Source organism: Stenotrophomonas sp. FR024, from assembly GCF_047500745.2.
Lineage (GTDB): Bacteria > Pseudomonadota > Gammaproteobacteria > Xanthomonadales > Xanthomonadaceae > Stenotrophomonas > Stenotrophomonas maltophilia_A.
In genome coordinates this window covers 1-20,474 of the sequence record NZ_JAXAXM020000030.1, presented here as the reverse complement: position 1 = coordinate 20,474, position 20,474 = coordinate 1, and the positions used below count along the sequence as shown (strand labels likewise).

The following is a 20,474-nucleotide window of genomic DNA, read 5'->3' as shown; positions in this document are numbered from 1 at the left end:
TCACGATCTGCTGCTCAGAACCACATGCGCACGCCAGCCACCCAGCGCGTGTCGCGCGCGTGGTCACCGGCATAGTCGGCGGTGTCACCAAACGTGCGTTCGTGGCTGATGCCGATGTAGGGCGCGAAGCGGCGGCTGAACTCATAGCGCAGTCGCAGCCCGGCTTCGACCTTGTTCAGGCCACGACCGATGCCGTACTCCTTCTCGTCCTTGGCCGCGACGGTGGCTTCCAGCAGCGGCTGCAGGATCAGGCGGTTGGTCAGCAGCACGTCGTACTCGACTTCGGCCTTGGCCAGCACCTGGCCGCCGGAGCCCATGTACAGCGTGGCCGAGCTCTCGAACTTGTACGGCGCCAGGCCCTGGATGCCGACCGCCGCCCACGTGCGCGAGTCGGCCGGGCGGAAGTCCTGGCGCACGCCGACCAGCACGTCCCACCATGGCGACACGCTGCGGCCATACAGTGCTTCCAGTGACGACGATTCCGTGCGGCCACGGCTGCGTTCGCCATCGGTGCGCAGCCACAGGCGGTTGATGTTGCCGCCGATCCAACCGGTCGCCTCCCAGGCCTGACCATTGCTGCTCTTGCCATCCCAATGTTCCAGACGGTCGATCAGCAGCAGGCTGTTGATCTCCGGCGCATGCTCCATCGCACCGTGGGCGATGGGCGGGAAGGCCGCGGCGCGGTCGGCGTCGGTCGGCACCGGGATGGGTTCGCGCGGTTCGGTCGGTGCAGGCGATCCGTGGCCCATCGCGGCGTGGTCCATCGTGGAATGATCCATCGTGGAATGGTCCATCGTCGCCGGCTGCCTCGCGCCATGGTCCATCTTCGAGTGATCCATGGCTGAGTGGTCCATCGCGCCCGAATCCATCTTCGAATGATCCATCTTCGAATGATCGACCGGTTCGACCGGTGCCTTCACGGTCTTCGCGGGCGGATCCATCGCGGCCATGTCGTGACCAGCGTGCGACTGCGCGAACACCGGAAATGCAGCGGCCAGGCCCAGGGCCAGCAGGCTGGGGGAAAGCAGTGAGCGGCTCATTCTTCGATCCTCACTTCGCGCATCATGCCCGCTTCCATGTGGTACAGCAGATGGCAGTGGTAGGCCCAGCGGCCGAGTGCATCGGCGCGCACGCGATAGCTGCGGCGGGTGCCCGGCGGCATGTCGATGGTGTGCTTGCGCAGCTGGAACTCGCCCTGTGCGTTTTCCAGATCGCTCCACACGCCGTGCAGATGGATCGGGTGCTGCATCATGGTGTCGTTGACCAGCACGATGCGCATGCGCTCGCCGTAGTTCAGCCGCAGTGGTTCGGCGCTGGCAAACGGGATGCCATCGAACGACCAGGAGAACTTCTCCATGTGTCCGGTCAGGTGCAGTTCGATCTCGCGGCTCGGCTCGCGGCCATCCGGGTCTTCGAACAGGCTGCGCATCGCGCCGTAGGTCAGCACCTGGCGGCCGTTATCGCGCAGGCCGATGCCGGGGTCGTCCAGCTTCGGTTCGGAGGCCGAGCTCTGCATGTCCACCAGCGGGTTGTTGCGTTCGCTGGCAGGGTGCTTCGGTGCCTTGCTGGCGGCATCGCCGCCGCCGTGCGCGCCGTGGCCCATGCTGGCGCCGCAGCCGCCTTCCATGCTCTTCATCGCGGCCATGTCGTGACCGCCGTGGCCACCACTGCCCATGTCGTGACCCATGTCGCTCATCGTCAGCAACGGACGTGGGTCGCGCGCGGGAATCGGTGCCTGCAGGCCATGGCGAACCGCCAGTGTGCCGGCGGCGTAGCCGGTGCGGCCCATGTCCTGGCAGAAGATGGTGAAGGCGTCCTGGCCGCTCGGTTCGACGATCACATCGTAGGTTTCGGCCGGGGCGATGCGGAACTCATCGATGCTCACCGGGTGGATGTACTGGCCGTCGGCAGCGACCACGGTCATCTTCAGGCCAGGAATGCGTACGTCGAAGTAGGTCATCGACCCGCCATTGATGAAGCGCAGCAGCACCTTCTCGCCGCTGCGGAACAGGCCGGTCCAGTTGCCGGCCGGGGCGGTGCCGTTCATCAGGTAGGTATAGGTGTGCGCGTTGATATCGGAGATATCGGTGGGCGTCATCCGCATCCGGCCCCACATGCCACGGTCGGACAGCGCCGCCGACCAGCCGTCGCGTTTCGCGTCGCGCAGGAAGTCGGGCAGGGTGCGCTTGTAGTAGTTGTCGTGCTCGGCCAGCTTCTTCATGCGGCGGAACAGCGCGCCCGGGTCCATGTCGGTCCAGTCCGACAGCATGATCACGTGCTCGCGGTCGTGGTGGTACGGCGACGGTTCGGCCGGGTCGATGATCAGCGCGCCGTACAGACCAGCCTGCTCCTGGAACATGGAGTGGCTGTGGTACCAGTAGGTGCCCGACTGCTTCAGCTCGAAGTGGTAGTGGTAGGTCTCGCCGGGGCCGATGCCGTTGAAGCTCAGGCCGGGCACGCCGTCCATGTTGGCGGGCAGCAGGATGCCGTGCCAGTGGATCGAGGTCGGGTGGCGTTCCAGCGTGTTGCGCACGAACAGGTCGACGGTCTGGCCTTCGCGCCAGCGCAGGATCGGTGCCGGCAGCGAGCCGTTGACGGTGATCGCCGGGCGGGTGCGGCCGGTGAAGTTGGCCAGCGATTCGCCGATGGCCAGTTCGATGCGGGTGTCGCTGAGCACGGCGGGGGCGCCGGCCAGCCGTGGGGCGGCCGTGGCGGCGGCGAGCGCGCGCTGCGGCACGCCGACAGCGGCGATGCCGGCAACCACGCCGCCGGCGGCCAGGCCCTGCACGAACAGGCGGCGCGACGGCATGGGCACAGCGCCCGGACCGGGGGGAATGCGGGTATTCATGGTGGTGACTCCAGACACGTAAAGACGCCGGCAGGCGGCCGGCTGCGGTGCGCAGGGCGCACGATGCGTGTGGAATCAGCCGATGGGAGGACGCGAGATCGGCGGCAGCGGCGGCGCCGGGCGGCCATTAGCCGGCATCGGCTGCGGGGCCAGCGACAATGCCGGGCCGGCCATGACCGGCAACGGCAGCACTACCAGCAGCGGGTGCTGGGCACAGCTGCGCACGCAGTCCTTGATCTGGCAATGAGCGTCATGGGCGGGGGCCTTGGCCTGCGGAGCCTCGTCGGCCTGCATGCCGGCGTGGTGGTGGCAGTCGGCGGTGCCGCCGTCAACAGCAGTGGCTACGGCGTGCGCCATCCGGCCCATTTCCTCGTGACCACTGGCCATGGCCGCGTTCAGCCCGTTGAGCAACAGGCTGAGCATGAACACGACACGGAGCAGGGTCGAGGCCAGGGACATGGCGCTAATCTAGCTGCAAGCGGGCGCGGATGCACTTCCGGCTGAATGGCCGGTTCAAGGTTGGACCAGCACCAATGTAGAGCCGCTACCCTTCTTCGCGCACGATCTCGACCAGGCGCGGGCCGTAGCGGCTCAGCTTGGTGCCACCGATGCCGCCGACCCGGGCCAGTTCGTCCAGGCTGGTCGGGCGCTGTTCGGCGATGTTGCGCAGAGTGCTGTCGTGGAAGATCACGAAGGCCGGCACGTTCTGTTCGCGGGCCAGTTCGGCACGCAGGCCGCGCAGCGCGTTGAACAGCGCCAGATCCTGCGGCAGCACCGACAGGCCGGTGCGCTGCGCGCTGCGCTCGCGCCCGCTGGTGCTGCTGGCCGGGTCGCGGCGCATGCTGATCTGGCGGCGGCCGGTCAGCACGTCGCGGCTTGCATCGGTCAGGCGCAGGCCACCGTGGCCCTCGCTGTCCACCTCCAGCAGGCTGGCGGCGACCAGCTGGCGGAACACGCTGCGCCAGGTGCGTGCATCCAGGTCACGGCCGATCGCATAGGTGCTGAGCTTGTCGTGGCCCTGCTGCTTCACCTTTTCGTTCTCGCTGCCGCGCAGGACGTCGATCAGGTGACCGACGCCGAAGCGCTGGCCGCTGCGATAGACACAGCTCAGCGCCTTCTGCGCCGGAATGGTCGCGTCCCACGAGGCCGGCGGCGTCAGGCAGTTGTCGCAGTTGCCGCAGGGCTGGGGATAGGTCTCGCCGAAACCGGCCAGCAGCACCTGGCGGCGGCACTGCATGGATTCGCAGTAGCCCAACAGATGGTCCAGCTTGGACCGCTCCAGCTGCTTGCGCTCTTCGCCGGCTTCGGACTGCTCGATCATCTGCTTGAGCAGCACCACGTCACCCAGGCCGTAGCACAGCCAGGCCTCGGCGGCCTCGCCATCGCGGCCGGCGCGACCGGTTTCCTGGTAGTAGCCTTCCATCGACTTGGGCAGGTCGGTATGCGCGACGAAGCGCACGTCCGGCTTGTCGATGCCCATTCCGAAGGCGATGGTGGCGCACATCACGATGCCATCCTCGCGCAGGAAGCGGCGCTGGTTGCTGGCGCGTACTTCCGGTGGCAGGCCGGCATGGTAGGGCAGGGCGTTGAAGCCCTGGCCGCAGAGGAATTCGGCGGTCTCTTCGACCTTGCGCCGCGACATGCAGTAGACGATGCCGGCCTCGCCGCGGTGGCCGCGCAGGAAATCGGTCAGCTGCTTGCGGGCGTTGTCCTTCTGCACCACGGTATAGCGGATGTTGGGGCGGTCGAAGGAGCTGACGAAGTGGCGTGCTTCCTGCAGATCGAGGCGCTCGGCGATCTCGCGCTGGGTCGGCGGATCGGCGGTGGCGGTGAGCGCGATCCGCGGGATCTGTGGCCAACGCTCGTGCAGCACGGTCAGCTGGCGGTATTCGGGGCGGAAATCATGGCCCCACTGCGACACGCAGTGTGCTTCGTCGATGGCGAACAGGGCGATCTGGCTGCGCGACAACAGCGACAGGAAGCGACCGGTCAGCAGCCGCTCGGGAGCGACATAGAGCATGTCCAGCTCGCCCGCGAGCAGTTCGCGCTCGACGCGGCCGGCGGTCTCGGCGTCCAGGGTCGAGTTCAGGTACTCGGCACGCACGCCGAGCTGGCGCAGGGCTTCGACCTGGTCCTGCATCAGCGCGATCAGCGGCGAGATGACGATGCCACAACCGTCACGCAGCAGGGCCGGCACCTGGTAGCAGAGCGACTTGCCACCGCCGGTGGGCATCAGCACCAGGGCATCATGACCGGCAGCCACATGCTCCACGATGTCCTGCTGGGGACCACGGAAATCGTCGTAACCAAAGACGCGTTGAAGCAGGTCGTGCGCGGGACGGGAAGCCATCCGGCTAGTTTACCCCGGCGGGGGTTCGGCAGGGCTGCGCCCTGCACCTGCTACAAGCCAGAGCAACGTCAAAGGCAACAGCCGGCTCTGGGGGTGATTCGTGGTTTGGTGGGGCGGTGTCGGAGTGCGGGGACGCCGCAAGTACGTCCGTGTAGGCTTGGCAGCCGCATCCATGCGGCTGACACCCCGCAATCCGACACCGCCTCGCCCTCGACAGGTTCACGCGGCTGTTGGTAGGTGTCGACCTTGGTCGACACATCTTTCAGATATCGAGTGAATTCATCCGTGTCGACCAAGGTCGACACCTACCAGAGCGGACCCCACCCCGCCAACCCACAGATAGCCAGCTTCTGCTCTGGCTCTGGCCTTGGCTTCAAGGCCTCTGCGGGTGCAGGGCGCAGCCCTGCCGAACACCCCCAACCCTTACTGAAGCAGCGAGCGCAGCATCCAGGCGTACTTCTCGTGGGTCTGCAGGCGCTGGGTCATCAGATCCTCGGTCGGGGCGTCGTCACCCTTGGCCGCCACGTCCAGCACTTCACGTGCCGTACGGCAGACCGCTTCGTTGGCGACCACCAACTGGCGTACCATTTCACGCCAGTCCGCACTGTCGGTCAGGCCCGGTTCCTCGGCGATCGAGGTCAGCGCAGCGAATTCCCGGTAGGAGCCCGGGGCATTGAAGCCCAGCGCGCGGATGCGCTCGGCCACGTCGTCCAGTGCCGCCCACTGCTCGGTGTACTGCGTCTCGAACATGGTGTGCAGCGAGTTGAACATCGACCCGGTCACGTTCCAGTGGAAGTTGTGCGTCTTCAGGTAGAGCGTGAACGCATCGGCCTGGAAGCGCGACAGACCGTCGGCGATCTTCTTGCGGTCGCCCTGGGTGATCCCGATATCGATGTTCGGCGCCGACGGTGCCGCCGCTGCAAGCTTCTGCTTGCCGGTCTTGGCCTTGGTCGTGCTCTTGGTCTTCGCCATGGGGTTCCTCCTTGTGGAATCGTTGGCCTTCACAATAAACCGGTCGTGATGACTGGTCGCTTTCAAAGTTTTGAACGAACCGATTGATGAACTCTATCGATAAAAATCCATCGCCCCGCCTGCGCCAACAGCGCGCCGCCATCGACGGCGCCATGAGCCGCGACCGGGGCCGTTTGCTGGGGATGCTCTCGCGTTGCCAGGCCAAGCCACAGGATGCGGCATTGGCCGCCACTTTCGAGCAGGCCTTGCAGGCGTCGGTGCAGCGCCGGATGACACGGGCGCAGCAGCAGCCGTCCATTACTCTGGACCCGCAGCTGCCGATTGCGCGTGAAGCCGACGCCATCATCGGGCTGATCCGCGACCACCAGGTCGTGGTGATCGCTGGTGAAACCGGCTCGGGCAAGACCACCCAGCTGCCGAAACTGTGCCTGGCCGCAGGCCGTGGCCAGGCCGGCATGATCGGCTGCACCCAGCCGCGACGGATTGCCGCACGTGCGGTGGCCAGCCGCGTGGCGCAGGAACTGCAGAGCGAACTGGGCCAGCTGGTCGGCTACCAGGTGCGCTTCAACGACAAGGTCAGCGAAGACAGCCGCATCAAGTTCATGACCGACGGCATCCTGCTGGCGGAAATTGCCAGTGACCGCTGGTTGTCGAACTACGACACGATCATCGTCGACGAGGCGCACGAACGCAGCCTCAACATCGACTTCCTGCTGGGCTACCTGAAGCAGCTGCTGCGCAAGCGGCCGGACCTGAAGCTGATCGTCACCTCGGCCACCATCGACACCGAACGCTTCGCCCAGCATTTCGACAATGCGCCGGTGATCAGCGTCGAAGGCCGTACCTATCCGGTGGAAGTGCGCTACCGCGCGCTGGAAGGCGAGGGCGAAGACCAGGGCGAACGCACCGTCAACGACGCCATCGTGTCGGCCATTGACGAGATCACCCGCCTGGATGCGCGCGGCGACGTACTGATCTTCCTGCCGGGCGAGCGCGAGATCCGCGATGCGCACCAGTCGCTGGAGCGCCGCAAGTACCGCAACACCGAGGTGCTGCCGCTGTACGCGCGCCTGTCCAACCAGGACCAGGACCGGGTGTTCAACCCCGGGCCGAACCGGCGCATCGTGCTGGCCACCAACGTGGCGGAAACCTCGCTGACGGTGCCGCGCATCCGTTACGTGGTCGATCCGGGCTTCGCCCGCGTCAAGCGCTACAGCCCGCGCAACAAGCTGGACCGCTTGCACATCGAGCCGATCTCGCAGGCCAGCGCCAACCAGCGCAAGGGCCGCTGCGGACGTATCGCCGAAGGTATCTGTTACCGCCTGTACGCCGAAGCTGATTTCCAGGCGCGGCCCGAATTCACCGATCCGGAAATCCGCCGCTCCAGCCTGGCCGGGGTGATCCTGCGCATGCTGCAGCTGGGCCTGGGCCGCATCGAGGATTTCCCGTTCCTGGAAGCGCCGGACGAGCGTGCGGTGGCCGATGGCTGGCAGCAACTGACCGAACTGGGCGCGATCGACGCCGAGCGGCGCATGACTACCATCGGCAAGCAGATGGCACGCCTGCCGGTGGACGTGAAGCTTGCGCGCATGCTGGTGGCCGCGCAGGCCGCAGGCTGCCTGCGGCCGATGCTGGTGATCGCCTCGTTCCTGGGCATCCAGGACCCGCGCGAACGCCCACCCGAAGCGCGTGGTGCGGCCGACAGCGCGCACGCGCAGTTCGCCGATGGCCGCTCCGAGTTCGTTGGCGTGCTGCGCCTGTGGGATGCCTACCGGCAGGCCCATGAAGACCTGACCCAATCCAAGCTGCGCGACTGGTGCGGACGTCATTTCCTCGGCTTCCTGCGCATGCGCGAGTGGCGCGAGCTGCATCGCCAGCTGCGGCTGCTGTGCGAGGAACTGGGCTGGAAGGAGGAGGCCAGCGAGGCGTCGATGGCGCCGTTGCTGGCCGGCAGCAGTACGCCGGCACCGGCGCGTGACGACGCGGCGGCGGTGAAAGCCACCCGGGGCCAGCTGCACCGCGCCGCGCGCCTGGCCCGCGAAGGCAAGGCCGAGGCCGCACCGGCGCCGGTGGCCGTGCGCGCGCAGAAGGAACAGGCGCCGGTTGGCGGCGGTTTCAGCGAACGCATGCGCGCCGCCGCCTACCAGACCCTGCACCGGGCGCTGGTGGCGGGCCTGCCGACGCAGATCGGCCACCGCACCGAGAAGGGCGATTTCCAGGCGCCACGCCAGCGCCGCTTCCTGCCGTTCCCGGGTTCGGCGCTGTCCAAGCGGCCGCCGCCGTGGCTGCTGGTGGCCAATCTGCTGGATACGCAGAAGGTGTGGGGCATGACCCTGGCCGCGATCGAGCCGGACTGGGTCATCGCCGAACTGCCGCATCTGCTGCTGCGCAAGCACTTCGACCCGCACTGGTCGCGCGCGCAGGGCCAGGTGCTGGCTTCCGAGCAGATCAGCCTGTTCGGCCTGGTGCTGGCGCCGAAGAAGCCGGTGCACTACGGCCGCATCGCGCCGGGCGAAGCGCACGACATCTTCGTGCGCCAGGCACTGGTGACCGGTGAGATCAACACCCGCGCCAGCTTCGTGGCCGACAACCAGAAAGTGCTGGAGATCGCCCGCGAGGAAGAAGCCAAGCTGCGCCGTGCTGGCATCGTTGCCGACGAGGACTGGCAGGCGCGCTGGTACCTGGACCGGGTGCCGCCGCAGATCCATTCGGCCGCGGGGCTGGATACCTGGTGGAAGGGGCTGGCGCCGGAACAGCGCAAGACCCTGCACTGGTCGCTGGTCGATCTGTTGCCGGGTGAGGGCAGCGAACAGGAGCGCTATCCGAAGTACCTGCCGCTGGGCCAGGCGCGCCTGCCACTGCATTACCGCTTCGAACCGGGTGCCGACGACGATGGCGTGACCCTGGACGTACCGCTGCACCTGCTCAACGCACTGGACCCGGTGCAGCTGGGCTGGCTGGCGCCGGGTTTCGTCGCCGACAAGGCCTCGGCACTGATCCGCAGCCTGCCCAAGGCGATGCGCCGCAACTACGTGCCGGCACCGGACTTCGGCCGCGCGTTCTACGAGGCGTTCCCGCAGCCCAGCGCCGATGCCATTACCGGCGAACTGGCGCGCTTCCTGTCACGTGCGACCGGCGCAACGGTGACCGCGCTCGATTTCGAGCCTGGTTCGATCGAACCGCACCTGCACATGAACCTGCGGCTGCGCGACGAGCAGGGCAAGGTGCTGGCGACCTCGCGCGATCTGGACACGCTGCGCGCGAAATTCGGTGGTCGTGCCGGCGATGCGTTCGCTGCACGCGCTGGGCGCGAGATGGCCGCCGATGGCCTTCGCACGTTCCCGGCCACGCCGATTCCGCTGCAGGTACCCGGTGAAGCGGGCGTGCCGGCTTATCCGGCGCTGCTGGACGAGGGCGACAGCGTGGCGCTGCGCATCTTCGCCGATCGCCAGCAGGCGCTGGAGGCCCATCCGCTGGGCGTGCGCCGTCTGCTGGAGATTGCCCTGGCCGAGAAGGTGAAGCAGGCACGCAAGCAGCTGCCGGTCGGTGCCAAGACCGGCCTGTTGTATGCGGCGATCGAGTCGCAGGAGCGCCTGCGTGGTGACCTGGTCGATGCGGCGATGAACGCGGTGCTGGCCGAGGGGCTGGAAGACATCCGCGATGCGGCAGCCTTCGAGCAGCGTCGTGAGCATGCGGCCAAGGCGCTGTTCGGCGAGGCCATGTCGCGGCTGAAGCTGGCCGAAACCATCCTGGCGCTGGTGGCGGAACTGAAGCCGATGCTGGAAGCACCGTTGATGGGCTGGGCGCGCGGCAATCTGGACGACATGGAAGCGCAGCTGGTCGGGCTGATCCATCCCGGCTTCCTGCGTGACACGCCGGCCGACGCGCTGGCGCAGTACCCGCGCTACCTGAAGGCGATGATCCTGCGTACCGAGCGTGCCAAGCGTGATCCGCCACGTGACCAGGCACGCATGCTGGAACTGCATCCGTTCCTGGAGGCGTTGGCAGCGGGGGAGCAGCAGGGACTGCGCGAACGCCCGCAATGGCAGGCCCTGCGCTGGGACCTGGAAGAGCTGCGGGTATCGCTGTTCGCGCAGGAGCTGGGTGCGCGCACCGGCATCTCGGCGAAGAAGCTGGCGCAGCGGGTGACCGCATTGCGCCAGGCGTGACGTCGTTGCTGCAGAGCCGAGCCCACGCTCGGCTCTGCAGCAACGTCACGGCGTTACTTGGTTCGGCGCACCTTCGGCTGGGTGTTCACGCCGTCGACCTTCAGGTACCACACGCCCATCACACCGGGCTTGATGCTGACGGCGGGGGACTGCTTGCGCACACCGGCCAGGGTGCTTGCATCGGTCTGCTCCCATTCCTGGCCGTTGTCCAGCACGTAGACGCGGCCCTTGCCGAAGCCGCGGAACTCGCCCTGCAGCACGCCGGTGATCGGCTCGCTGCTGCCGAAATCGAAGAAGCCGCGATTCTTCACGATCACTTCCTGACGGCCTTCCTCGCGCGCCGTTTCCCGTACGGCCGCAACCGCCTGGGTAGTGGCCGCTTCGACCTTGCCCTGCAGCCAGCGGTTCAGCGTGGCCAGTTCCTGCGCGTTGAGCTTGTCCAGGCCGGCCGCCTTGAACTCGGCCGGTGACATCTGCTGCTGCAGGTCACCCTCCACCACGCGCTGGGCCAGCGCAGGCGCCGACAGGGACAGCAACAGTGCGGCACAGGCCAGCAGCCGTAGGCGGAAACGCGGGACGATCGAGGACATGTCGGGACTCTCCTGGGTTTGCCCGCGAGTGTAGCGGCATGTCTTCATGCCGGGTGATGGTGGCCGCGGTGATTGTCCCTGAACGGCGCCGGCGCTAGTGTAGGGGCCTCTGTCTTGCCTGCTCGATGCTGTGAACCGCGCTTCCGTCCCCGGCCTGGATGCCTTGTTGAACCGCCCCTCGGCAGCCGTGCTGCCTGCTCCGCTGCGCCAGGCCCTGCGCGGGCACTGGGAAGCGCCGGACTGCGACCATCAGATGCGCGCCAGCTGGTCGGTGCTGGGCGACACCCTCGACGCACTGGCGATGCTCTCGGCCGACGAAGGCGCGGTGGTCGCGGCCCTGCTGTTCGATCTGCCCGGCCTGCGCGCCAGCCTGGAGCAACTGCCGCTGGGCAACCACAAGGCCGCAGTGATCGGCCTGCTGGATGGCCAGGATGCGGCCGATCCGGTGTGGGCGCTGCACGCCGGCCGCGAGGCCGGGCGCAACAGCGAGGGCCTGCGCCGCCTGCTGCTGGCGATCATCCGTGACCTGCGCGTGGTGCCCATCCTGCTGGCGCGGCAGCTGGCGCGCATGCGCGCGGCCGACAAGCTGGACGACGAGCAGCGCCGCGCGCTGGCGCAGCTGACCCGCGACATCCATGCGCCGTTGGCCAACCGCCTGGGCATCTGGCAGCTGAAGTGGGAGCTGGAGGATCTGGCGTTCCGCCACCTGGAACCGGAGACCTACCGGCGCATTGCGCGGGAGGTGGACGAAACCCGCATCGCCCGCGAGCGTTACGTCGAGAACGTCAAGAAGGTGCTGTCGCGCGAACTGGTCGCGCAGGGCATCAAGGCCGAGGTCAGTGGCCGCCCGAAGCACATCTACAGCATCTGGCGGAAGATGCAGAAGAAGCGGCTGGCGTTCGACCAGCTGTACGACATCCGTGCGGTGCGCGTCATGGTCGACGATGTCGCCGCCTGCTACGCCGCGCTGGGCGTGGTGCATGCACTGTGGGCGCCGGTGCCCAGCGAGTTCGACGACTACATCGCCCGGCCCAAGGCCAACGACTATCGCTCGTTGCATACCGCCGTGGTCGGCCCGGAAGGGCGCACCATCGAAGTGCAGATCCGTACCCACGAGATGCATTCGCAGGCCGAGCTGGGCGTGGCCGCGCACTGGAAGTACAAGGAAGGCGGCAAGGGCGCGGAGAAGTCCTTCGACCGCAAGATCACCTGGATGCGCCAGCTGCTGGAGCAGGCGCAGGACGGGCAGGGCAATGAACTGGCCGGGGCGCTCGATGCCGAGCTGACCGAGGACCGGGTCTATGCACTGAGCCCGAAGGACGAGGTGCTGGACCTGCCGCAGGGCGCCACGCCGCTCGATTTCGCCTACCAGGTGCACACGATGGTGGGCCACCGCTGCCGTGGTGCGAAGGTCAATGGCCGTATCGTGCCGCTGACCTACCGCCTGCGCAGCGGCGACCGCGTCGAGATCCTGACCGGCAAGGAGGCCGATCCGCGCCGCGACTGGCTGATGCCGGCCAACGGCTTCCTGGCCAGCAACCGCTCGCGCGAAAAAGTACGCAGCTGGTTCCACAAGCTGGACCGCGCGCGCAACGTGCAGGCCGGGCGCGAACTGCTCGAGCGCGAGCTGAAGCGTCTGGGCCTTCAGCATTCTGATCTGGCGGTGGCGGCGAAGAAGTTCCATGCCGACAGCGTTGACGACCTCTACATCCAGGTGGCGCTCGGTGACACCGGCCCGAACCAGGTCAGTCGTACCCTGCTGGAAGCCGAACGTGTAGCGAGCCAGCCGACGCCCGCGCCAGCCCTGCCGCGGCCGACCGCGCGCCGCGAGAACCTGGGCAAGTCCAAGTTCACCGTGCAGGGCGTGGGCAACCTGCTGGTGCAGCTGGCGCGTTGCTGCCAGCCAGTGGCCGGTGAACCGATCGTCGGCTACCTGACCCGTAGCCGGGGTGTCACCGTGCATCGTGCAGACTGTGCCGCGCTGGCCCGGCTGGCAGCCACCAGCCCGCAGCGCATCCTGCCGGTGGAGTGGGGGCAGGCCGGTGGCGGCTACGAAGTGGACGTGGTGGTCACTGCGGTCGACCGCCGCTGGCTGCTGAAGGACATCACCAACCTGATCGCCCAGGAAGACGCCTACGTGCTCGACATCCACAGTGACAACGTGCGCAACAGTGGCCGTGCCCACCTGCGCCTGCGCCTGAAGGTGAGCGACTACGGCCAGCTGTCGACCCTGCTGGGCAAGCTGGATGCGCTGCCCGGCGTGAGCGAGGCGCGTCGCCTCGGCTGAGCTTCACGCTGCCCCGGCTACCCTGCACGCATGGAACGCGAGCCTCCGCATCGCCCGCATGGCGCTGAACATCCTGCGCTGGACCGCGTCCGCCGCGAAGGCCGTTGGTGGTGGCTGCAGGCACGTCACGCGCGCCGGGTGTGGCGCTGGGCGTTGGTCGCCGCGCTGGCGGTGTTCGTGCTGCTGGTGCTGCTGCGCAAGCCGCTGGCCGACTGGTTCTGGGATGAGCCTCAGATTGAACAGTTGCTGGCCGAAGGCGATCGCGCACTGGCGGCCGGTCGGCTGAGTGCCGCCGATGGCAGTGGTGCGCGTGAGCGCTACCAGGCCGTGCTGGCGCTGGATGGTGATCGTCCGCAGGCCCGTGAGGGGCTGGCCCGTACCGGCGCCGCGGCCCTGCAGCAGGCCAGCGAAAAACTGCAGGCCAACGACCTCGAAGGCAGCGCGCAGGCGCTGGCACTGGCCCGGGAACTGCAGGTGCCGCAGGGCGATGCGGACGCCGTGGCACGCCAGCTGCAGGCCCGGCGCAGCGCAGGCGCCGGCATCGGTGCACTGCTGGCGCAGGCGCGCAACGCCTTTGCAGCGGGCCGGCTGGACGACGGTGACAGCAGCGCGCTGCCCCTGTTCCAGCGCATCCTGGTACTGCAGCCGGACAATCTGCCGGCGCTGGAAGGTCGCGAGGACGCACTGAGCGATCTGCTGCAGCAGGCCCGCATCCTGGCCGGGCGCGGCGAGCTGGCCGAGGCAGCCGCGATACTGCAGCGTGCGCGCCAGTTCGATGCCGGCCACGCCGATCTGCCCGCCAGCCAGGAAGCATTGGCACAGGCCGTCGACCAGCGCCTGCGCCAGGCCCAGCGCGCCTTGCAGCGTCGGCAGCTGGAATCCGCAGCGAAGGGATTCCTCGCCGTGCTGGCAGTGGCGGTTGATGATTCCAGTGCCCAGCGCGGCCGCGAACAGACCTTGCAGGCGGTGCTGGCACGCAGCCAGAAGCAGGCCGACGATTTCCAGTTCGAAGCGGCGCAGGCCGATGCCGCACTGGCAGCGGAACTGGGTGCTTCGCCGGCGGCGCAACAGCAGCTCGCGCAACGCCTGCAGCGCGCCCAACAGGCGCAGAAGGCGCTGCAGCAGCCGGCGGTCAGCAACACGCAGCGCGAGCGCCAACTGCGCGACCACCTGCGCAGGATCGAGCGCGCCGAACGTGCCGGGCAATGGATCAGCCCCCCCGGGCACAGTGCGTTCGACGCGTTGCGCGAAGCGCAGTCACTGGCGCCACGCGATGCACGGGTGAAGGCTGCCGCAGCGCGGCTGCTGCCCGCCAGTCGCCGCTGCTTCGACGACAACCTGCGGCAGAACCGCGTGCAGGCCGCAGGTGCCTGCCTGCAGGCGTGGCAGACCCTGTCGCCGACCGCGGTTGGACTTCCCTCGGCACGCCTGCGCCTGGCCCAGCGCTGGCTGGCGATCGGCAGCGAACGGCTCGGCAATGGAGACCTGGCGTTTGCCGCACACGCCGCCGAACAGGCACGGTTGCTGCAACCGGACCTGGCCGAGCTGCCGGCGTTCGAAGACCGCCTGCGCCGCGCCGGCGGTCGCCCGGATTAGGTGAAGAACACCCGCTGCACGGTCGCGCGGGCAGCGTCGAGGGAGAAGTGCTCTGCGATGTTGGCCAGGCCGGCGTCGGACAACTGCTGCCACAGCTGCGGATCCTGGTACAGGCGGACCACCGCATCGGCGAAGCCCGCCGCATCATCCGCCACCAGCACGTCCTGGCCCGGGTGCAGGTGCATTCCTTCCACGGCGCAGGTGGTACCTACCACCGGCTGGCCATGGGCCATGCTCAGGTTGATCTTGCCCTTCACGCCGGCGCCGAAACGCAGCGGCGCGATGGAAATGCGTGCGCCGTCCATGTAGGGCGTGATGTCCTCGACGAAACCGTGCATCTGCACGCCGGGCTGGCGTGCGGCCAATGCCAGCAGCGATTCCGGTGTGGCGGCACCGATGCAGTGCAGGCGTACCTCGGGCAGGCGGGCGCGGATGCCGGCAAAGACTTCGCCGATGAACCACTCCATGGCATCCAGGTTCGGCGGATGGCGGAAGCCGCCGACAAACACCAGATCATGGCGCTGTTCGAACGGTTTGCCGGCGCCGGCGACGTCGTGCAGGTTGGAGATCAGCTCCACCTGCACGGAAGGGGCGTCGGCCTGCAGCTGCTCGCGCTCGGCGGCACTGACCAGCACGGTGACGTCGCACTGCTCCATCACCGCCAGCTCGCTGGCGCGGGTGCGCTCGGCGGCGCGCAGCAACCCGGCATCACCGGCGACTTCGGCACCACGACGTTCGCGCAGGTAGTGCAGGTCCACGGTGTCGAACACAGTGCGGGCCTGCGGCGCATAGCGCTTCAGCAGCGGCAGGCACTCGTGGGCGACATGGTGGCGGACCAGCAGCGCCACGTGGAAACGCGCACCGTGCGTTCGCAGCCAGCTGGCGACGCCATCGAGGAACGGCGCATACCAGACTTCCACGCCCATCCGCTGCAGTGCTTCGGTGGCGGCACCGCCATGTTCGCGGCGGGTGGGAACAAACACCACATGAGCGCCGCCCTGCAGCAGCAGGCGGATCAGGTTCACCTGGCGCAGTGACGCCGAATCGCGATCCGGCTGGGGTACTTCCTCGTCCAGGATCAACACCTGGCGTCGGCCACGCAGCAGCAGCGCGGGTGACGGCACTTCGCCCACCGCCGGATGGTGGGCCAGCTCGGTGGCCCAGCGGGCGGCGAAGATGGCCTGGTTGCGCACCTGGTAGGCCTTCACCCCGCTGCCGGTATCGGTGCCGTTGCTGGTGCCTTCATCGTGGATCACCCGGCTGGCTGGTTGCACCAGCACACGCAGGCCCTGGGCGCGAACGCGGAAGGCCAGATCGGTGTCCTCGTAGTACGCCGGCTTGTAACGGGTATCGAAGCCGCCCAGCTGCTGCCAGAGGGCGCGCGGCAGCATCAGCGCCGCGCCGGAGCAGTAGTCGACGTCGCGCAGGCTGGCAAAGCGTGGGTCGTCCGCCGCCTCGAAACGGCCGTAGCTCCAGCCGCTGCCGTTGGCGAAGATCACACCCCCTGATTCCTGCAGGCGGCCATCCGGGTACAGCAGCTGGCTGCCGACCAGGCCGGCGTCGGGCGTGCTGGCGAACGTGTCCAGCAGGGCATCCAGCCAGCCCGGCTGCGGCACCGTATCGTTGTTGAGCAGCACCACATAGCGGCCGCGTGCGCGCGACACGCCATCGTTGCAGGCCTCGATGAAGCCGCCGTTGTGCTCGCGCACCTCATAGCGCAGTCCGGCGACCTGCGGCATCCACTGCACGGTGGCGTCGCTGCTGCCGTCATCCACGACCAGGATCTCGCACGCCGCCAGCGGCGGATGTGCCGCCAGGGCGCGCAGGCAGGCCAGGGTATGGCCGACGTGGTTGTAGACCGGGATGACGATACTCACTTCCGGCGTTTCGCTGAACGGCACCGTGAAGGGGGCGAAATCCTGTGCCGGCGGCAGGAACAGCGGCGTTCGCGGCGCGGGAACGGCGCGCTGGGTATGCACGCGGATGCGCTGCCAGGTCGCCCGCCACCCACGGGTACGCAGGCTGGCCAGGCTCCGGCGGGCCAGGCCCGTGAGGCGGTTGATCAGGTATCGGATCTCGGCCAGGGACATCGCCATCCGGTTGCAACTCCAGCTTAAGCAGGGGAACCCGGGAGAATTCGCCAGCCGCAGCGGCTGGGGTAGACTCGCCAGACCCTACATTCTCGCATTCCCGTGCCCCGACGCTACGATTCCGACGACATCGACGATTTCGACGACGACGACCAGCAGGACAACGGCCCGCTGTGGCGGCGCCGGCTGATCACCTGGAGCATGGCTGCGGTCGCGTTGGGATTGGGTTTCCTCATTCCCTATACGCTGTACCTGAACCAGCAGGTGACCCAGCGTTTCGGCGAGCTGCGCTGGCAGATCCCGACGCGCGTCTACGCGCGCCCGCTGGTGCTCACCCCCGGCAAGGCGATGGATGCGTCCACGCTGAAGACCGAGCTGGCCGCCTCCGCCTACCGCGATGACGGCCAGGGCAAGGAGCCGGCCACCTATGCGGTGAACGGCGGGCGCTTCGTCATCTCCAGCCGCGGCTACAACGACGTCGATGGCCGGGTTGCCCCGCGCCGGCTCGAGCTGTCACTGGCCGATGGTGCGGTCGCCTCGCTGCGCGACGCCGACAACCGCAAGGCCTTGAAGGCCGCGCGGTTGGACCCGGCCCGCATCGCCACCCTGTACGGCCAGAAGCAGGAAGAACGCCGCCTGATCCGCATGGACGAGGCGCCGGACCTGCTGGTGACCGGCCTGCAGGCGGTGGAGGATAAGGACTTCAACCGCCACCACGGCATCGACCTGTCCGGCATCGCGCGCGCGGTGTGGGTAACCATCCGCTCCGGTGGCCAGAGCCGCCAGGGCGCCTCTACGCTGACCCAGCAGCTGGCCCGCAGCGGCCTGCTCGGCATCGGCAAGGAGCAGACGGTTACCCGCAAATTCAACGAAGTGCTCTACGCGCTGATCATGGAAGCGCGCTACGACAAGCGCACCATCTTCGAGGCCTACCTCAACCAGGTGTACCTGGGCCAGCGTGGCAGCCAGGCCATCCATGGCATGTCCTCTGGCGCCGAGTTCTGGTTCGGTCGCGACCTGCAGTCGCTGGAGACCGAGCAGATCGCGCTGCTGATCGGCCTGGTCAAGGGCCCGTCCTTCTACGACCCGCGGCGCAATCCGGAACGCGCGCTGGATCGCCGCAACTTCGTGCTGGGCAAACTGCACGAAGCCACGCTGATCGATGACGCCGAGTACCAGCGTGCGTTGAAGGCCCCGCTGGGCGTGCCCAAGACGCCGGGCCTGGTTGCCGCCAACCGCTTCCCCGCCTATGTCGATCTGGTCCGCCGCCAACTGGGTCACGACTATCCGGAATCTGCCCTGCAGGGCGCCGGCCTGAGCGTGATGACCGGTATGTCGCCGTCCGCGCAGGCCTATGCCGAAGGCGCGGTGACCCGCACCATCAAGTCGCTGGAGAGCAAGCGTCGCCCCGAACTGCAGGCCGGCATGGTGCTGACCGACGTGCACAACGGTGACGTGCTGGCGGTGATCGGCAGCCGTGAAGTGTCCGAGGTCGGCTTCAACCGTGCGATCGAAGCACAGCGCCCGGTCGGCTCGTTGCTGAAGCCGTTCGTGTACCTGCTCGCGTTGGCGCAGCCGGACCGCTACTCGCTGGCCAGCTGGGTCGACGATTCACCGGTGACCGTCCAGCTCGGCCGCGGCCGCAACTGGAACCCGGGCAACGCGGACAACCGCAGCCACGGCACCGTGCGCCTGATCGACGCGCTGGCGCATTCCTACAACCAGGCCACGGTGCGCGTGGGCATGCAGGTCGGCCCCGAGCGTGTGACCCAGCTCATCCACGTGCTGGCCGGCATCAAGGCCGAGGCGAATCCGGCGGTGATTCTCGGTTCGACCGACCAGAGCCCGTACGCGATGGCCCAGCTGTACCAGTTCCTCGCGTCCGGTGGCGAAATCCAGCCGCTGCATGCGGTGCGTGGCGTGCTCGATCCGCAGGGCAAGCTGCTCAAGCGTTACGACAAGACCCCGGCACCGGCCCAGGAAGGCGACTCGATTGCCGCCAACCTGATCAGTGTCGGCCTGCAGCAGGTGGTTGCCAGCGGCACCGCGCAGCGCCTGAACGCCGATGGCCTCGGCCGCCTGCAGCCGGCCGGCAAGACCGGTACCACCAACGATGGCCGCGACAGCTGGTACGCCGGTTACACCGGCGATCATCTGGCGGTGATCTGGATCGGCAACGACCAGAACGAGCAGGCCGGCCTGTACGGTGCCACCGGCGCGATGCGGGTCTGGTCGGGCATCTTCCAGCGCCTGCCGAGTGCGCCACTGCGGGTCAGCAACAAGGGCCTGGACTGGCAGTCGGTGGCGCCGACCGGACTCAACAGCACGGATGAAGGCTGCCCGGGCGCGCGTCGTTTCCCGTTCGTGGTGGGCTATTCACCGGCCTATGCACCGTGTGCGCCGGCGGTGTCGCCGGACGGGCAGGGTGCCGAAGGCGAGGGCGGTGGCTGGCGTAGCTGGTTCGGCCTGGACCGCAAGCCTGAGCCGCCTGCTGAACCTGCCGCGGCGCCCGCCGCCGCCACTCCTCCCCCGAGCCGATGATGCCGATGAACATGCGATCCCTGCTGCAGCCCCTGGCCCTGACCGGCCTCAGCCTGGCCCTGGCCGCCTGCGTCAGCAGCGCACCGCCGGTGGCCAAGCCGCCGGTTGATACCACCACGCCGGCACAGCGCCTGGCTGCGGTGGATGCGGCCGCAGGTCCGGACGACAAGGAGCTGTCGGTGCAGCCTCTGCGTGATTCGCAGGTGGAAGACCTGCGGGTGACCGCACAGACGCAGCGCCAGGCCAACGACCTGGCCGGTGCCGCCAGCAGCCTGGACCACGCGCTGGAAATCGTGGCCGGTGACCCGGCGGTGCTGCAGGAGCGTGCCGAGCTGGCGCTGTTGCAGGGCCAATGGGCACAGGCTGAGACGTTCGCGCGCAAGGCGGTGGATCTGGGCTCGAAGACCGGGCCGCTGTGCCGCCGGCACTGGGCGACGATCGAGCAGTCGCGTCTGGCGCGCGGCGAGAAGGAAAATGCGGTGTCGGCGCATGCGCAGATTGAAGGTTGCACGGTGCCGGGGATCAAGCGGTACTGAGGTATTCCACTCCATCGGGCGCTGCCCCCTCTGCGGCGCGCGCTCGCACTGATGGATACAGGTGATGGGACGGGTAGGTGGGGCGTGCAGGACACGCCGTAAACCCATCCTTGGGGGCTCGATGGCGCCATCCATGGCGCCAACGGTCCTGCACGCCCCACCCACCCGGCCCGCTATACATCGCGCGGGCCGCAGGCAAGAACAAAATCAAAATCAAAAGCGGGTCGCGCGCTGCGCGCGCTCGCGGTAGTTCGTCCTCTTTTCCCGTTCCCTCAACCGCTTTTGACATCCCAGTCGAGCAAGCTCGACTCTACGAAGCGCGTGCCTCCGTCACCGGGGCACTGTCGAAGGTGGGGGACTGTGGGTTTGCGGGGTGTCCGCGGCATGGATGCCGCGGCCAAGCCCCCAAGGTGAAGTGACCCCCGGGAGTTGGACACCAGATCCAACCCCGAGGGATACATGAACAAATACGACGCGCGTTTCAAACTGCAGGTC

General features: G+C 68.0%; 12 protein-coding genes. 5 read left to right on the top strand and 7 right to left on the bottom strand.

The genetic code is table 11. The features are described 5' to 3' along the window. Positions 1-14: 14 nt before the first annotated feature. The 5 genes from ACMZ91_RS20745 to ACMZ91_RS20725 all read right to left on the bottom strand — a co-directional run bounded on the left by ACMZ91_RS20745 (position 15) and on the right by ACMZ91_RS20725 (position 6,170). On the bottom strand, positions 15-1,040 hold the full coding sequence (locus tag ACMZ91_RS20745) for a copper resistance protein B (protein ID WP_149908699.1): 1,026 nt from the start codon (positions 1,038-1,040) through the stop codon (positions 15-17). Beyond that, complete coding sequence (locus ACMZ91_RS20740) at positions 1,037-2,848, bottom strand: copper resistance system multicopper oxidase (protein ID WP_414577340.1); 1,812 nt, start codon at positions 2,846-2,848, stop codon at positions 1,037-1,039. Before ACMZ91_RS20740 ends, ACMZ91_RS20745 begins: the two co-directional genes overlap by 4 nt. Positions 2,849-2,923: 75 nt before the next feature. Next, a complete protein-coding gene (locus ACMZ91_RS20735) occupies positions 2,924-3,307 on the bottom strand; it encodes a CopL family metal-binding regulatory protein (RefSeq protein ID WP_414577343.1) in 384 nt (127 codons plus the stop codon). Between the two features lie 85 nt (positions 3,308-3,392). After that, complete coding sequence (recQ, locus tag ACMZ91_RS20730) at positions 3,393-5,198, bottom strand: DNA helicase RecQ (RefSeq protein ID WP_049463264.1); 1,806 nt, start codon at positions 5,196-5,198, stop codon at positions 3,393-3,395. Positions 5,199-5,621: 423 nt separating this feature from the next. Next, a complete protein-coding gene (locus ACMZ91_RS20725) occupies positions 5,622-6,170 on the bottom strand; it encodes a Dps family protein (RefSeq protein ID WP_006439098.1) in 549 nt (182 codons plus the stop codon). Positions 6,171-6,256: 86 nt separating this feature from the next. Between ACMZ91_RS20725 and hrpA the strand changes: the two genes are divergently transcribed. Then, complete coding sequence (hrpA, locus tag ACMZ91_RS20720; RefSeq protein ID WP_049462624.1) at positions 6,257-10,339, top strand: ATP-dependent RNA helicase HrpA; 4,083 nt, start codon at positions 6,257-6,259, stop codon at positions 10,337-10,339. A 53-nt stretch (positions 10,340-10,392) separates the two neighbouring features. On the opposite strand, the gene ACMZ91_RS20715 is transcribed toward hrpA, so the two are convergent. After that, positions 10,393-10,929 carry a hypothetical protein gene (locus tag ACMZ91_RS20715; protein ID WP_032130197.1) on the bottom strand — a complete coding sequence of 179 codons (537 nt, stop codon included), beginning with the start codon at positions 10,927-10,929 and terminating at the stop codon, positions 10,393-10,395. 130 nt (positions 10,930-11,059) lie between these two features. Between ACMZ91_RS20715 and ACMZ91_RS20710 the strand changes: the two genes are divergently transcribed. Together ACMZ91_RS20710 and ACMZ91_RS20705 are read left to right on the top strand one after the other, a co-directional pair. Continuing rightward, positions 11,060-13,216 carry a RelA/SpoT family protein gene (locus ACMZ91_RS20710; RefSeq protein ID WP_414577345.1) on the top strand — a complete coding sequence of 719 codons (2,157 nt, stop codon included), beginning with the start codon at positions 11,060-11,062 and terminating at the stop codon, positions 13,214-13,216. 30 nt (positions 13,217-13,246) lie between these two features. Beyond that, positions 13,247-14,812 carry a hypothetical protein gene (locus ACMZ91_RS20705; protein WP_121504670.1) on the top strand — a complete coding sequence of 522 codons (1,566 nt, stop codon included), beginning with the start codon at positions 13,247-13,249 and terminating at the stop codon, positions 14,810-14,812. Here ACMZ91_RS20705 and ACMZ91_RS20700 read toward each other — a convergent pair. Beyond that, positions 14,809-16,908 (bottom strand): glycosyltransferase, encoded by a 2,100-nt coding sequence (locus ACMZ91_RS20700; protein ID WP_134950716.1) that lies wholly within the window; start codon positions 16,906-16,908, stop codon positions 14,809-14,811. The genes ACMZ91_RS20705 and ACMZ91_RS20700 overlap by 4 nt on opposite strands. Before the next feature lie 96 nt (positions 16,909-17,004). On the opposite strand from ACMZ91_RS20700, the gene mrcB reads away from it, so the two are divergent. Together mrcB and ACMZ91_RS20690 are read left to right on the top strand one after the other, a co-directional pair. Beyond that, positions 17,005-19,443 (top strand): penicillin-binding protein 1B, encoded by a 2,439-nt coding sequence (gene mrcB, locus ACMZ91_RS20695; RefSeq protein ID WP_049462627.1) that lies wholly within the window; start codon positions 17,005-17,007, stop codon positions 19,441-19,443. After that, on the top strand, positions 19,440-19,979 hold the full coding sequence (locus ACMZ91_RS20690; protein WP_080356554.1) for a hypothetical protein: 540 nt from the start codon (positions 19,440-19,442) through the stop codon (positions 19,977-19,979). The genes mrcB and ACMZ91_RS20690 overlap by 4 nt, the downstream gene beginning before the upstream one ends. Positions 19,980-20,474 lie beyond the last annotated feature (495 nt).